The organism is Arthrobacter sp. alpha11c (assembly GCF_054149985.1).
The window spans coordinates 4,885,666-4,900,103 of sequence record NZ_CP196747.1 but is presented as its reverse complement, the minus strand read 5'-3'; the positions used below and the strand labels follow the sequence as shown (position 1 = coordinate 4,900,103).

Genomic DNA, 14,438 nt, shown 5'->3' with positions numbered 1-14,438 from the left:
TTTCCCTTTGGGTGGCAGATGAGGGATTCGAACCCCCGTAGGCGTTGCCAGCTGATTTACAGTCAGCCCCCTTTGGCCGCTCGGGTAATCTGCCGAACTTCAAAAGAAGATCACTTCCGGAGACCGTTTCTTTTCGATCCGGTAACCGAAGGCAGAGATAACCTTACAGAACTTCCGGCCAAGAATCTAATCGAGGGCGGACACGCCGGAATGGCCTGTATTTCAGGCTTCTCCGAGGATCCGGCCAGCCAGTTTCGCTTCAAACTTTTCTGCTTGCTCGGCCGTGATTTGGTTGAGTTCCACCGCACGCTGCAAATCGGCGTGCACCCCGTCCATCCGCGAAGCCGCATCCGGCACCGGGCTCAGGACGATCGACGCCGCCACGGTCACCGCTGCCACCGCACTCGCCGCGGCCGCCGCTGCGTTACCGATCGAACCAGCTGCCGCGGATGCGGATTTCGTGACGTAGTGGACGGCCTTGTGGCTCATGCTTACCTCCGGGGGTGGGCTCTTCCAACTGGTACAACTCTCAAACATCCACCTCGGTTCCAACCAAGCATGTGCTGTGAGCGAACTGTGAAAGTTATCCACGGCCCCATCCCGCGCCTTCCGTACTAGGCTGGATGGCAGACAAACCGCCCTTACCGGGCCCCCAACCTAAGGAGAGTCATGGCAGGCGAATCAACATTCGACGTCGTCAGCAAGGTAGACAAGCAAGAGGTCGCCAACGCGCTCAACCAGTCCCAGAAAGAAATCGCGCAGCGCTACGACTTCAAGGGAGTCGGCGCGGAGATTGACTTCAGCGGCGAAAAGATCCTAATGAAAGCCAACTCGGAGGATCGCGTCCTCGCCGTCCTGGACGTCTTCCAGTCCAAGCTCATCAAGCGTGGCATCTCCCTGAAGTCCCTGGACCAGGGCGAGCCTTACCCCTCCGGCAAGGAATTCCGGCTTGAGTGCACCATCAAGGAGGGCATCGCGCAGGACATCGCAAAGAAGATCAACAAGATCATCCGCGACGAAGCCCCCAAGTCAGTCAAGTCCCAGATCCAGGGCGACGAGCTTCGCGTCACCTCCAAGTCCCGCGATGACCTGCAGGAAACCATGAACATCCTCAAGAAGTTCGAAGAGGCAGACCTGCAGTTCGTGAACTTCCGCAGCTAGGCTGCCGACGCTGCACCGCCAGCGTCATAAAAACCGGGGTACGGCGCCGCTCAGGGCGCTGGACCCCGGTTTTTTATGGCCTTGCTACATCGATTGTCGTAATGGCCGCAGATATTAGGGCACAAAGTTTTTGCGTAATCACCCCATGGCAGTATTCTTCTTCATTAGGCAAGCCTAAGTATGGCTCCCCTGAGTGAAAGAAACGCACATGACCGCCAACTTCCTGATAGGACTGCGTGAAGGCCTCGAGGCCTCGCTCATCGTGGTTCTCCTGATGGCCTACCTCATCAAGACCGGCCGGCAGTCCCTGCTCCCCCGACTCTGGACCGGCGTCGGGCTGGCCATTGCCATCTCCCTTGCTTTCGGCGCCCTTCTTACTTTCGGCCCGCGGGGCCTCACCTTCGAGGCCCAGGAAGCGATCGGCGGAGGGCTGTCCATCGTTGCCGTAGGACTCGTGACCTGGATGGTCTTCTGGATGGCGCGCACCGCCCGCAGCCTCGGAAGCGACCTCAGGACCCACGTGGACAAAGCAGCCGACGGCGCCGCATGGGGCCTTGTGCTGGTTGCGGCATTGGCAGTGGGCCGCGAAGGACTCGAAACCGCACTCTTCATTTGGGCGGCAGCGCAAGCCACCGGCGAAACCACGTTTCCCCTCCTCGGTGCCCTGCTTGGCCTCCTGACAGCTGCCGGACTCGGATACCTGCTCCACCGGGGCGTCCTCAAGGTCAACCTGGGCCGCTTCTTCACCTGGACGGGAGTGGGACTCATCGTCATTGCCGGGGGCGTCCTTGCTTATGGCATCCACGATCTCCAGGAGGCCGGCATCCTTCCCGGCCTGCATAGCCTGGCCTTCGACCTCTCAGCCGCCGTTCCGCCGTCGTCCTGGTACGGAACCTTGTTGAAGGGCACACTGAACTTCTCCCCGGCCACCACGTGGCTGGAAGCAGCAGCCTGGCTGCTGTATGTCATCCCGGTCCTGTTCCTGTACATACGGGCCAACCGCTCCCAACCTCCGGCGGCAGCAGTAAAGACGTCCGCCCCGAAGCCCGCAGTCGCCGTTCAGCAGTAAGAAACCCCCACCCCAACTCGCGCGCAGCCCTCGCACCCCGCGCCTTCCCCCAACACAAAGGACCCCCATGCTTGGCACGTTCCTGTCCACGTCCACTTCCCCGAAGATTCGCAGGACCCTCACCATCATCGGCGCGGCTGCGGCCGTCCCCATGGTTCTGGTGGGCTGCACTGACAATGCGAAAACAACGGCGGCCACGGACGGTCCGATCCAGGTCAGCAGCACCGCGAATGAATGCAAGGTCTCTACAGCTACTGCGCCCAGCGGCAACCTGACGTTTGCCGTGAAGAACGAAGGCACCGAGGTCACCGAGTTCTACCTGCTGGCCGAGGACGGTTTGCGGATCATCGGCGAAGTGGAAAACATCGGGCCTGGAATTACCCGGAACCTGGTGGTCACCGCTCCTGCAGGCAAGTACAACACCGCCTGCAAGCCGGGTATGCAGGGCGACGGCATCCGGGCTTCGTTTGAGGTCACAGAGTCCGGAAACAAGCCGAGCGCGGACGCTGATTTCCAGAAGCTCCTTGAGACCGGCTCCCAGCAGTACGCCGCGTATGTCAAGGACCAAACGGAACAACTCGTCACGGGCACCAAAGCCTTCGCAGACGCCTTCACAGCGGGTGACGCCGCCAAGGCCCGTGAGCTTTACGCCGCGACCCGCATGCACTGGGAGCGGATCGAGCCCGTTGCGGAATCGTTTGGCGATCTCGATCCCAAGCTGGATGCACGCGAGGCTGATCTGGAGCCCGGCCAGGAGTGGACCGGATGGCACCGCGCAGAGAAGGACTTGTTCCCGCCTGCGGACTACACCGCCATGACGTCGGCCGAACGTACCGCGATTGCCACTCAGCTCGTTGCAGATACTGCAGACCTCGCAACGCGTACCCGCACAGTGGAGTTGACGGCTGACAAGCTGGGCAACGGCGCCAAGGAGCTCCTGGATGAGGTTGCTACCGGTAAGGTGACGGGCGAGGAAGAGATCTGGTCCCACACCGACCTCTGGGATTTCCAGGCCAATGTGGACGGCGCCCGCATCGCCTTCGAGAGCCTGAAGCCGGCATTGGAGCAAAAAGACGCCGAGCTTGCCAAGTCCCTGGACGAGAAATTCACAGCCCTCCAGGCCGAACTCAAGAAGCACGCCAAGGGCGATGGCTTCTCCTACTACAACGAGCTGAGCCAGGATCAGATCCAGCAGCTCGCCGCGCTGGTCGATTCCTTGGGCGAACCTCTGTCCAAGCTCACCTCGGCCGTCGTGCTGTGAGCGGCTGCCCCTACGGGCACACCGGCGAAGCCCCGGAGGCTCCAGGTGCCGGACAGCCTGCGAATGTGAATGGTAGTCAGCCCGCCGATTCCGCCCGCCCAGGCGAGGCGACCGGCGTCGTACGTTCCACGGCGACGTCCGACGGCGGTGCGTCGGCTACCGCTGGCACCTCCCGCCTGTCCCGCCGTGGCCTTCTTTCCCTTGCCGGAGTGGGCGGTGCTGGCGCAGTAGCTGGCATCGCCGCAGGCTTCCTGGGACACGACGTGGTCACAGCCGGTGCTGCATCGGCCGCGGAATCCGACGCAGGGGATGCTGTTGTTCCCTTTTTCGGCGAGCACCAGGCCGGCATCACCACCCCGGCCCAGGACCGCCTTCACATGGCTGCCTTCGATGTCACCACGGAGGACCGGAAAGAGCTGATCAAGCTCCTGAAGGACTGGACTGCTGCTGCTGAGGCCATGACGGCGGGCCGCACGACGGGTGCGACTGGCGCCGTCGACGGTCCTTACGAAGCCCCGCCGGAAGACACCGGTGAGGCGCTGGATCTGGCCGCTGCGCAATTGACGTTGACCTTCGGTTTCGGCGCAGGGCTGTTTGAGAAAAATGGCAAGGTGCGCTTTGGCTTGGACGGACGCAGGCCCGAGGCCTTGATCGACCTCCCGCATTTCCCGGGTGACGACCTTCAACCTGGCCGCACCGGAGGCGACATCGTGGTTCAGGCATGCGCCGACGACCCCCAAGTAGCCGTACACGCCATCCGTAACCTTGCGCGCATCGGATTCGGAAAGGTGCGTGTCCGCTGGTCCCAGTTGGGCTTTGGCCGCACGTCCTCCACGTCCCGTGCGCAGGTGACCCCCCGCAACCTCTTTGGCTTCAAGGACGGCACCAACAACCTCAAGGTTGAGGATAACGCCCTCCTCGATGAGCATGTCTGGGTAGGTTCTCCAGCTTCGTCGAATGAAGAGTGGATGAGGGGCGGCAGCTACCTTGTGGCGCGCAGGATCCAGATGCACATCGAGATCTGGGACCGGACGTCCCTGCGCGAGCAGGAAGGCCTGATCGGCCGGACAAAGGGCGTGGGAGCCCCGTTGTCGGGTGGCGAAGAGTTCACTGCGCCCGATTTCAAGCTCGCGGGCCGTAACGGTGATCCACTCATTCCCTTGGACTCGCACGTCCGGCTGGCCCACCCCGACCAGAACGGGGGCGTGAGGATGCTTCGCCGCGGCTACAACTTCACCGATGGCTCAGACGGACTCGGGCATCTGGACGCGGGGCTGTTCTTCATCGCGTTCGTCAAGGATCCGCGGACCCACTACGTTCCCATGCAGCTGGCCCTGGCCAAGGGCGATACCTTGTCCGTGGAATACCTGAAACACACTGGTTCCGGCCTTTTTGCCGTGCCTCCGGGGATCCAGCAGGGCGGCTTCATCGGCGAGGGGCTTTTCGCGTAGGCTGATTCCTCTTTTGGGCTGATTCCTCTAATACGTTGTGAACCCGCTATTCCGTTGCTGGCCAACCACGGAATAGCGGGTTCACGACGTTTTAGGCCTTCGAAAGCGGCGCCCTTAGGAAAGCGGCCGGCCAGCCATCCTTTCAAGCCTGGTGATGCGTTCCTTCATGGGCGGGTGTGTGGAGAATAAACGCCGCATGCCACCGCCACGGAACGGGTTCGCGATCATGAGGTGGGAGGTATTAACGAGCCGTTGATCCTGTGGGAGCGGAAGCTGGGAGACGCCCGATTCGATCTTGCGCAGTGCTGAGGCGAGTGCCAGTGGGTCGCCGGTCAGCTCCGCGCCGTCCTCGTCGGCGTCGTACTCGCGGGTGCGGGAGATCGCCATCTGGATCAGCGAGGCCGCGAACGGCGCCAGCAGGGCCATGGCGATCATCGCGATCGGGTTGGCGTTGCGCCGATCCCCGCCGCCGAAGAACAACAACATCTGCCCCACGGACGTGATCACGCCCGCAACGGCAGCCGCCACGGAGGACGTCAGGATGTCCCGGTTGTACACGTGCATAAGCTCATGCCCAAGGACACCCCGGAGTTCGCGGGCATCAAGGACATGCAGGATTCCCTCGGTGCAGCAGACGGCGGCGTTCTTGGGACTGCGCCCGGTAGCGAAGGCGTTCGGCGTCATGGTGGGCGAGAGGTAAATCCGCGGCATGGGCTTGTTGGTCCGCACGGAAAGCTCCCGGACAATCTGGTACAGCTGCGGGGCCTGCGCTTCGGTGACCGGATAGGCCGCCATGGAGCGGATGGCGATCTTGTCGCTGTTCCAGTAGCCGTAGGCGGTAGTGGCTACCCCGATCAGGGCAAAGATCCAGATGGGCGTGGTGCTGCGTGTGCCGGCCCCGATAATGGCGCCCAAACCCAACAGCACCGCCCACAGCACGCCGAAAAGCGCTGCGGTCTTGAGTCCATTGTTGTGTTTGTGCACGGTTGTTCTTCCACTCTTTTTGGCTCGTGAACGGTTCTGTAGGGATCAACTCTCTAGAGATTAACGCCGACGGCGGTCGCCGTGTTCCGCGGCCGGCACACGTCTGGGCCGGCACGCCTGGGCTGGCGTCGACCTTTGGGCTCGCACCGACTTTTTGTGCCAACACCGTCCTGCCCGAGGCCTGCTGGCTACGGCACCGGATGCTTCGCATCGTACGCGACGAAGCCCGGCTGCAGGCGCGACGCCAGCCAGGCCAAGAGAATGCAGACGATCCCGCCGATCAGCAGCACGCCGCCTTCGCTAAGGAATTGCGTGACACCGCCGGCCAGCATGTCCCCCACCCGAGGGCCTCCTGCGACCACCACGATGAACACTCCCTGCAGCCGTCCGCGAAGGTGGTCGGGCGTCGCGGACTGGAGGATGGTGGTGCGGAAGACCGCGCTGACAGAATCGGAAATCCCCGCCAGCGCACAACACAGGGCAGCAGGAAGGAGCAAGGGCGTTACGCCCTCGCGGCCCGAATCTCCAGCCAGCAACACCACCAGGCCAAAGCCTGCAATCGAGGCGCCCCATCCGACCACCGACCACACCACTGCGCTGCCCTGGCGCCGCACCCTGCCGAGGGGACCGGAAAACAAGCCCGCCAGGAAGGCGCCCACGGCGGTCGATGCCAACAGGACGCCCACCGTTGTCTCGCCGCCGCCAATCATGACGGCACCAATTGCAGGCATCAGGGCGCGGGGTTGGGCGCAGATCATGGCGATGAGGTCAATGATGAAGGTCATCCGGACATTGGGCCGCGTGCCAAGGAACCGGAAGCCCTCCACTACGGATCGAAGCCCGGGCCTGACGGCATTCTTTGACGGTGGCAACGGTGGGAGTTTGGCGAGGCCCCACAGGGCAAAGGTGAAGCTGATGACATCGATCGTGTAGGTCCATCCGAAACCGATTGTTGCCACCAGCACGCCCGCCAGGAGTGGTCCGGCGGTCATGGACAGGCCGAACGTCAGCATGCTCAGGGCGTTCGCCGCCGGGAGCAGGTCCTTGCGGACAAGGAGCGGAATGATGGCGCTTCGGGCTGGACCGTTGATGCCTTGGGCACCGCTTTGGATGGCAACCAACACGTAAAGTATCCAGATGTTGCCGATCTCCAGCCAAGCCTGCAGTGCCAAGCCGGCGGTGGTGGCCCAAAGCACCAGTGATGCGATCAGCGCTACTTTGCGGCGATCATAGGCATCTGAGATGGAGCCACCGTAAAGCCCCGCGATAACAAGCGGAACCAGGGCGAAGATGCCCAGGAGGCCCACGTAGAAACTCTCCTGGGTCAGGCGGTAAACCTCCAAGCTGACGGCCACCAAGGTGAGCTGGGTACCGATGGCAGCCACCGAGGCTCCAAGCCAAAGTCTCCGGAAGGCCGGGCTCTCCTTGATCGGGGTGATGTCTGCCAGTAGTTTCGCCACCTAGCCACCCTAGCGACCCCAGTGACGTCGTTGTCCGTTTGGCTTGAATGGTGCGTCTCCCGCCGTAACGCGCTGGTTGGTAGGCTCACCCGGGGGAAGGAGTCCACATGGTCTTGTCGCGACGATTGCTGTTCCGCTCGGGAATCTGGGAAATTGCCAGGCCGCGCCACCCTTTGACGGCCGGGCACGTACTGATCCGCCTCTCGGACCCCTCCACGGAATTTACGGAATCCTCGGCGGCCGACTGGTTGTTCTGCCACAACCTCGCCCGGGCAGCATTGGACGACGTCCTTGGAGCGAAGCGGTTCGCCGTGATGTTCGCCCACCGTTGGCACCCGTTGGGTTCCGCTATCGGCGAGCCGGTGGCTGAGTCGTCTACGCCCACGTTTCACCTCTTCGCTCGTTGGGAGGCGGAAAGCACGACGCCGGGACGCCAACTCGCGCTGCCGGCCCACCATCGGGTGCCCGAGCCTGAGGACAGCCTGGACATCATGGATGCGCGGTTCCGGGATTCGCTGGGTCTTGGTGCCGCCAGCATCGCGAAAGAAGCCCCTGCACAGGTGGGGTCCGGCCAGGTGGGATCCGCGCCTGTGGCCACGTCCGGCGTCGTACCCGTCCAGGTGCCGGTCCCCTTGGTCGCGACAGTTGATGCAGCCCGCCACCACAGCGTGATTGAGCCCGCCAGCGGGGCGGCTGCGATTTCCAGTGTCCTGCCGGGGGAACTCGTTGCCATGGGGAGCGCCCTGGGTGCGCTGCCGCTGAGCAGTGGACTCACCGGCTTCAGCTGCGTAGCTATCGAAGGCGGGAATCCGGGTTCAGCCCTTCGCATCCACGCGGTGGGTCGATCTGCCGCGGAGCAAGCCAATCCGATGGTGGATTTGTTTAATTTGCCGGAAGTTAGCTTTGCCTTATTGTGAACTGCTCAAAATAAGTGGTTCAATGAGTGCATGACCGATCACACAGCCGACCAGGAAGCATGGGCCAGTGCCCTGCATGCCCACGGCAGGCGTGTGACCAAACAGCGGCTGGCAGTGCTGGCCGCGGTCCAGCACCATCCGCACTCCCCGGCAGAAGGCATCCTTGCCGCTGCCCGCAAAGAGCTTCCTGAACTGACGGCGCAGTCCGTTTACGTTGTGCTCAGCGACCTCACGGATTTGCAGATGCTGCGCCGCTTTGAACCCCCACACTCCCCGGCGCTCTACGAAACCCGGGTAGGCGACAACCACCACCACGCTGTCTGCATCAGTTGCGGCCGCGTGGAAGACGTGGATTGCGCCGTGGGACACGCACCGTGCCTCACACCGCACTGGGATGAAAATTCCAAGCCAATGACCATCCAGATCGCAGACGTCCTGTATCAGGGCATCTGCCAGGATTGCCAGGCAAAACAACAGCTCCCCAAACAAACGTCCGTAACTCAAAAATAAGAACAAGGAGAACAATGACTGCTATTTCAACAACCCAGTCAGGTGCCCCCGTTACTTCCGACGCGCACTCCAAGTCCGTCGGCGCCGACGGTGCCATCATCCTGACCGACCACTACCTGGTGGAGAAGCTTGCACAGTTCAACCGCGAGCGGGTCCCGGAGCGTGTAGTGCACGCCAAAGGTGGCGGCGCTTTCGGTACGTTCAAGACCACCTCGGACGTATCGGCCTACACCAAGGCAGCATTCCTGCAGCCGGGCGTCGAGACGGACATGCTGATCCGTTTCTCCTCCGTTGCCGGCGAGAATGGTTCTCCTGACACCTGGCGCGACCCCCGCGGTTTCGCCGTGAAGTTCTACACCTCCGAGGGCAACTACGACCTCGTGGGCAACAACACCCCGGTGTTCTTCATCCGCGACGGCATCAAGTTCCCGGACTTCATCCACTCCCAGAAGCGCCTCCCGGGTACCCACCTGCGTGACGCTGACATGCAGTGGGACTTCTGGACCCTCTCCCCCGAATCCGCACACCAGGTCACCTGGCTCATGGGCGACCGTGGCCTGCCGGCTTCCTGGCGTGAAATGCAGGGCTACGGCTCGCACACCTACCAGTGGATCAACGCCGCTGGTGAGCGCTTCTGGGTCAAGTACCACTTCAAGTCCAACCAGGGCGTCAAGACCATCACAGGCGACCAGGCTGAGGAGCTGGCAGGCTCGGATGCAGACTTCTACATCCGCGACCTCTCCGAGAACATCGAAGCCGGCAACTTCCCCTCCTGGGAACTGCACGTCCAGGTCATGCCCTACGAGGACGCCAAGACGTACCGCTTCAACCCGTTCGACCTCACCAAGGTCTGGCCGCACGCGGACTACCCGCTGATCCACGTGGGCACCATGGAGCTGAACAAGAACCCGGAGAACTACTTCGCGCAGATCGAGCAGGCCACCTTCGCGCCGTCGAACTTCGTACCGGGCATCGCTGCCTCGCCGGACAAGATGCTGCAGGCCCGCATCTTCTCCTACGCCGATGCACACCGCTACCGCGTGGGTACCAACCACGCCCAGATCCCGGTGAACCAGCCCAAGAACCAGGTCAACAACTACAGCCAGGACGGCGCCGGACGCTACTTGTTCAACGCCCCCACCACCCCGGTCTACGCACCGAACTCCGTTGGTGGCCCGGCTGCTGTTGAGCCCGCTTCACCGGCAGGTGGCTGGGAGAACGACGGCGAGCTCACCCTCTCCGCGCACACCCTGCACTCCGAGGACAGTGACTTCGGCCAGGCCGGTACCCTTTACCGCGAGGTCTACGACGACGCCGCCAAGGCCCGCCTTCTGGACACCATCACCGGTGCCGTGGGCGGCGTGAAGAGCGCCGACATCAAGGAACGCGCCATCCAGTACTGGACCAACGTTGACGCCGAACTCGGCGCCAAGCTGCGCGCCAACCTCGGTGCAGGCCAGACCTCCTCCGACGCCGAAGCAGCCAACAAGCTCTAAGCGTCTTTGCTTTACTGCTTTCCCAGGAACACCCCGTTGCGGATCTTCTCCGCGGCGGGGTGTTCTTGTTTGTTTTCCACATAAGCCGGCTGGGCTCTGGCTGCGCCGGACCCGTGGTCCATAGGATCCTTCCATGAGCACATTCGAGGGAATTCCGTCCGCAGCCTTCCGCTTTTATGAAGAACTGGAAGAGAACAACAACCGCGAGTGGTGGTTGGAGCACAAAGACATCTACGACGCCGCCGTCAAGGAGCCGCTGGCGGCCCTCCTTTCGGAGCTGGAGCCTGAGTTCGGGCCGGCGAAGATCTTCCGGCCAAACAGGGACATCAGGTTCTCCCAGGACAAGTCGCCCTACAAAACGGCCCAGGGCGCCTTCGCAGCGTCACACGAAGGCCTCGGGTTCTACCTCCAAGTCAGCGCCGATGGCCTGTTGATCGGCGGCGGCTGCCATTCATATACTCCTGCGCAATTGGCACGCTTCCGCGCGGCTGTGGACGCTCCTGACAGTGGAGGGGAATTGCAGCAGATTGTGGGCTCAGTTGCCGCAGCCGGTTTCGCCATCCAAGGCGAGAAGCTCAAGACCGTTCCACGGGGCTTCGACAAAGATCATCCACGCGCCGAGCTCCTTAAGCACAAGTCCTTGTCTGCCGGGGTGGAGGTTGGTGAGCCGGAATGGCTGTCCACGCCGTCAGCAAAACAGGAAATCGCTGACCGCTGGGAAGTGCTGAGGCCGCTGGTGGATTGGGTGGGGAAGCACGCTGCGCCGTAGGCCTCTGCCCGCTTCAGGGTGTCCGGCCGCAGTGCTGTAGGTTGACGGCCCAGGAACACCAAAAGCGACTGGGTACACCAAAAGCGCCCGGGAATTGATGCTCCCGAGCGCTTTCGATGGTGATTCAAAGCCAGCTGTCTGACAAGCAGCTGGGATTGGTTTAGACCTTGGTAAAGGAGTCTTCGTCCTCGTCGCCCTTGACCGCGGGGGTTGCAGAACCGCCATTAACGGCTGCCCTGGCTGAGGCGAACTTCTCGTTGAGCCGCGAGTGGCGCTGCCCGTAAGAGAAGTAGATGACCATGCCGATGACCAGCCAGATCGCGAAGAAGATCCAGGTTTCCACTGCCAGGTTGGTCATGAGGTAGACGCACAGGATCGCGGACACCCAGGGCAAGACCTTGCCGAACGGGACCCGGAACGCAGGCTTGAGGTCCGGACGCTTCTTGCGCAGCACCAGGATGCCCAGGCTGACCATCACAAAGGCTGACAGCGTTCCAATGTTGATCATTTCCTCGAGGAGATCCACGTTGGTCAATCCGGCCACCAGGGCAACTGCTGCACCACAGATGATCTGCAGGCGTGCAGGGGTGGAGCGCTTCTCGCTGGTCTTGGACAGGGACCGCGGCAGCAGGCCGTCGCGGCTCATGGCCAACACAACACGGGAAAGGCCCATGAGCAGCACCATGATCACGGTGGTCAGGCCCACGAGGGACCCGAAGGCAATGACCTTGGCGGCGTCGTTGTTGCCCACGGCCTCGAAAGCTGTGGTCAGCGTGGGGTTCTTTTCCTCAGCCAGTTGGGTGTAGGAGACCATGCCGGTCAAGGCAAGGGAGACCAGGATGTAGAGCAACGTCACTACAGCCAGGCCACCGAAGATACCGCGCGGCAGTGTCTTCTGCGGGTTCTTGACCTCTTCCGCAGAGGTTGCAACAACGTCAAACCCAATGAACGCGAAGAACACCAGGGCAGCACCAGCGAAAATGCCCAATGTGCCGTACTGGGCAGGAGCAGCACCGGTCAGGAAGCCGAAGAATGACTGCTTCATGACATCGGCGGCACCTGTGCCCGTTGTCGGCTCCGAGGCGGGAATAAACGGCGTGTAATTGGAGAACTTCACGTAGCTGAAGCCCACAACGATCACGAACAGCACTACCGCGATCTTGATCAAAGTGAAGATATTGCCAACGCGGGCGGACAACTTCGTCCCCAGCACCAGCAGCACCGTGAAGATCGCGACAATGAGGAAGGCGCCCCAATAGAGGTCAACGCCGCCCAGGCTGAGCGCCGGCGGGATATCCAGGCCCATCAGGGCGAAGACTTTGCTGAGATAGATGCCCCAGTACTTGGCGATCACCGCGGCAGCAGTGAAGAGTTCGAGGATGAGGTTCCATCCAATGATCCACGCGAGCACTTCGCCCATGGTGGCGTAAGTGAACACGTAGGCCGAGCCTGCCACGGGGATTGCCGTGGCGAATTCGGCATAGCACATGATGGCCAAGGCACACGTGACGGCTGCGATGGCAAAGGAGATGGTGACGGCCGGGCCGGCAAAGTTTGCAGCAGCCTTGGCACCAACGGAGAAGATACCGGCACCGACAGCGACGGCGACACCCATGATCATCAGGTCCCAGGTACTGAGGCTTCGCTTCAGCTTGCGCCCGGGCTCGTCGGCGTCGGCGATCGACTGCTCGATCGACTTGGTCCTGAAAATGTTCATAAAAATGCCACATTCTGGATGGGGGTGGTATAGGACTCATCAAGAATAGTGTCCGGTCAGTGGACGACCATATTTATCCCAGATAGTGAGACGGTCCCCGAGTCCACGTTACTGATGTGACTGGTGTGACGGAGGCGAGTAGCCCCCGTCACACCGCTAAACACCCGGAACGTCCCAGTCCATGATCGTGGAGCGGATCAGGAACCGCTTACCCTCCGGGGACTCGACAGAGAAGCCGCTTCCTCGGCCTGGGACCACGTCAACAGTGAGATGTGTATGGGACCAGTAGGCGAACTGTTCCCTGGACATCCAGAACTCGAGAGGCTTTGGATCCTGGCCCGCTCCGATTCCGGAGCTTGCACCGATATCGAACCGGCCCAGGAGCACATCTGAATCGCCGGTGAGGAACTCCCCCGCCGGGTAGCACATGGGAGCGGAGCCGTCGCAGCACCCACCGGATTGATGGAACATGAGCGGGCCATGCTGCTCCCAGAGCTTCCGTAATAGTTCGACGGAGGCCGCGGTGAGCGCCACCCGGGAAAAGGTCTCCCCGGAGAGCGTCACCGCAGCTTCCAATACGGGGTGGTCCATCAGAACTTCAGAACCACTCGGCCATCGATCTTGGAATGCTTCATCTCGTCAAAGACCGCATTGACCTCAGACAACTCACGGGTGGAGACCGTGGGCTTGATCTTGCCTTGTGCGTAGAACTCCAGCGCTTCCTCAAGATCCTGGCGGGTGCCAACAATCGATCCCCGCACCGTGAGGCCCTTAAGGACGATCTCGAAAATGGGTGCCGGGAAGTCACCGGGAGGAAGCCCGTTGAAGACGATGGTCCCACCACGGCGGGCCATTCCGATTGCTTGCCCGAAAGCAGAAGGGTGCACCGCCGTCACCAGGACACCGTGGCAGCCGCCGGTTTCGCGCTGGATGACCTCGGCTGGATCCTCATGCAGAGCATTGACCGTTAGTTCAGCGCCATGTTCCCTGGCCAACGCCAGCTTGTCGTCGGCAATATCCACGGCGGCCACACGAAGTCCCATGGCTACCGCATACTGGACGGCAATGTGTCCCAATCCGCCGATTCCAGAGATCGTGACCCACTGGCCAGGCCTGGCTTCGGTCATCTTCAAGCCCTTGTAGACGGTAACTCCGGCGCACAATACCGGAGCAACCTCCACGGGATCCGAGCCCTCCGGGATGCGCGCTGCAAAACGTGTGTCCACCAACATGTACTCGCCAAACGAGCCGTCCACACTGTAGCCACCGTTCTGCTGGGACTCGCACAGCGTTTCCCACCCGGTGCGGCAGTACTGGCAATCTCCGCAGGCAGACCACAGCCACGCATTGCCAACAATGTCCCCCACTGCGACGTCCGTAACTCCTTCGCCGAGGGCCACTACTTCTCCCACTCCCTCGTGGCCGGGCACGAACGGAGGGGTGGGTTTGACCGGCCAGTCACCTTCGGCCGCATGCAGGTCGGTATGACATACCCCCGACGTGATCAGGCGCACCAGCGCTTGGCCGGGACCCGGCGTCGGCCTTTCCATCTCCATGACCTTAAGGTCGGTTCCGAACTCCGTAACTACTGCAGCTTGCATGGTTGTGGACATTGACGATCTCCTTTGATCTCTCCGAATGAA

Annotated in this window: 14 protein-coding genes and 1 tRNA gene; 8 read left to right on the top strand and 7 right to left on the bottom strand. The window is 62.0% G+C overall.

All coding sequences use genetic code 11. The features are described 5' to 3' along the window. Positions 1 to 12 precede the first annotated feature (12 nt). Positions 13 to 94 (bottom strand) — tRNA-Tyr (locus ACTAQJ_RS22810). Between the two features lie 128 nt (positions 95 to 222). After that, positions 223 to 489 carry a hypothetical protein gene (locus tag ACTAQJ_RS22805; RefSeq protein WP_498699646.1) on the bottom strand — a complete coding sequence of 89 codons (267 nt, stop codon included), beginning with the start codon at positions 487 to 489 and terminating at the stop codon, positions 223 to 225. Between the two features lie 180 nt (positions 490 to 669). Between ACTAQJ_RS22805 and ACTAQJ_RS22800 the strand changes: the two genes are divergently transcribed. From ACTAQJ_RS22800 to efeB, 4 genes are all read left to right on the top strand, one after another. Beyond that, on the top strand, positions 670 to 1,161 hold the full coding sequence (locus ACTAQJ_RS22800; RefSeq protein ID WP_018776783.1) for a YajQ family cyclic di-GMP-binding protein: 492 nt from the start codon (positions 670 to 672) through the stop codon (positions 1,159 to 1,161). A gap of 208 nt (positions 1,162 to 1,369) precedes the next feature. Continuing rightward, positions 1,370 to 2,230: an iron uptake transporter permease EfeU gene (efeU, locus tag ACTAQJ_RS22795; RefSeq protein ID WP_498699644.1), complete on the top strand. Its 861-nt coding sequence runs from the start codon at positions 1,370 to 1,372 to the stop codon at positions 2,228 to 2,230. Between the two features lie 67 nt (positions 2,231 to 2,297). Beyond that, positions 2,298 to 3,491 (top strand): iron uptake system protein EfeO, encoded by a 1,194-nt coding sequence (gene efeO / locus ACTAQJ_RS22790; protein WP_498699643.1) that lies wholly within the window; start codon positions 2,298 to 2,300, stop codon positions 3,489 to 3,491. Beyond that, the gene (gene efeB / locus ACTAQJ_RS22785) at positions 3,488 to 4,942 is read left to right on the top strand and encodes an iron uptake transporter deferrochelatase/peroxidase subunit (RefSeq protein WP_498699641.1); all 1,455 of its coding nucleotides are present in this window, start codon (positions 3,488 to 3,490) and stop codon (positions 4,940 to 4,942) included. The genes efeO and efeB overlap by 4 nt, the downstream gene beginning before the upstream one ends. A gap of 114 nt (positions 4,943 to 5,056) precedes the next feature. Here the strand turns inward: efeB and htpX are convergent, their stop codons facing one another. Both htpX and ACTAQJ_RS22775 read right to left on the bottom strand, forming a co-directional pair. After that, entirely contained in the window at positions 5,057 to 5,926 is an 870-nt protein-coding gene (gene htpX / locus ACTAQJ_RS22780) for a zinc metalloprotease HtpX (RefSeq protein ID WP_498699639.1), read from the bottom strand. A gap of 188 nt (positions 5,927 to 6,114) precedes the next feature. Further along, positions 6,115 to 7,386, bottom strand: coding sequence for an MFS transporter (locus ACTAQJ_RS22775; RefSeq protein WP_498699638.1), 1,272 nt, complete (start codon positions 7,384 to 7,386; stop codon positions 6,115 to 6,117). Positions 7,387 to 7,493: 107 nt separating this feature from the next. Here ACTAQJ_RS22775 and ACTAQJ_RS22770 point away from each other — a divergent pair, with 107 nt between their 5' ends. The 4 genes from ACTAQJ_RS22770 to ACTAQJ_RS22755 all read left to right on the top strand — a co-directional run bounded on the left by ACTAQJ_RS22770 (position 7,494) and on the right by ACTAQJ_RS22755 (position 11,078). Beyond that, entirely contained in the window at positions 7,494 to 8,303 is an 810-nt protein-coding gene (locus tag ACTAQJ_RS22770; RefSeq protein ID WP_498699637.1) for a hypothetical protein, read from the top strand. 30 nt (positions 8,304 to 8,333) lie between these two features. Next, on the top strand, positions 8,334 to 8,813 hold the full coding sequence (locus ACTAQJ_RS22765) for a Fur family transcriptional regulator (protein WP_224088431.1): 480 nt from the start codon (positions 8,334 to 8,336) through the stop codon (positions 8,811 to 8,813). A 14-nt stretch (positions 8,814 to 8,827) separates the two neighbouring features. Further along, the gene (locus tag ACTAQJ_RS22760) at positions 8,828 to 10,309 is read left to right on the top strand and encodes a catalase (protein WP_498699633.1); all 1,482 of its coding nucleotides are present in this window, start codon (positions 8,828 to 8,830) and stop codon (positions 10,307 to 10,309) included. A 133-nt stretch (positions 10,310 to 10,442) separates the two neighbouring features. Next, on the top strand, positions 10,443 to 11,078 hold the full coding sequence (locus ACTAQJ_RS22755) for a DUF2461 domain-containing protein (RefSeq protein WP_498699630.1): 636 nt from the start codon (positions 10,443 to 10,445) through the stop codon (positions 11,076 to 11,078). A gap of 160 nt (positions 11,079 to 11,238) precedes the next feature. Here ACTAQJ_RS22755 and ACTAQJ_RS22750 read toward each other — a convergent pair whose 3' ends face one another. From ACTAQJ_RS22750 to adhP, 3 genes are all read right to left on the bottom strand, one after another. After that, positions 11,239 to 12,795, bottom strand: a complete 1,557-nt coding sequence (locus ACTAQJ_RS22750; protein WP_498699626.1) for an amino acid permease — start codon at positions 12,793 to 12,795, stop codon at positions 11,239 to 11,241. Positions 12,796 to 12,951: 156 nt separating this feature from the next. Beyond that, positions 12,952 to 13,386 carry a DUF779 domain-containing protein gene (locus ACTAQJ_RS22745; protein WP_498699624.1) on the bottom strand — a complete coding sequence of 145 codons (435 nt, stop codon included), beginning with the start codon at positions 13,384 to 13,386 and terminating at the stop codon, positions 12,952 to 12,954. Beyond that, positions 13,386 to 14,408, bottom strand: a complete 1,023-nt coding sequence (gene adhP, locus ACTAQJ_RS22740; protein WP_431116053.1) for an alcohol dehydrogenase AdhP — start codon at positions 14,406 to 14,408, stop codon at positions 13,386 to 13,388. Before adhP ends, ACTAQJ_RS22745 begins: the two co-directional genes overlap by 1 nt. Between the last annotated feature and the right edge of the window lie 30 nt (positions 14,409 to 14,438).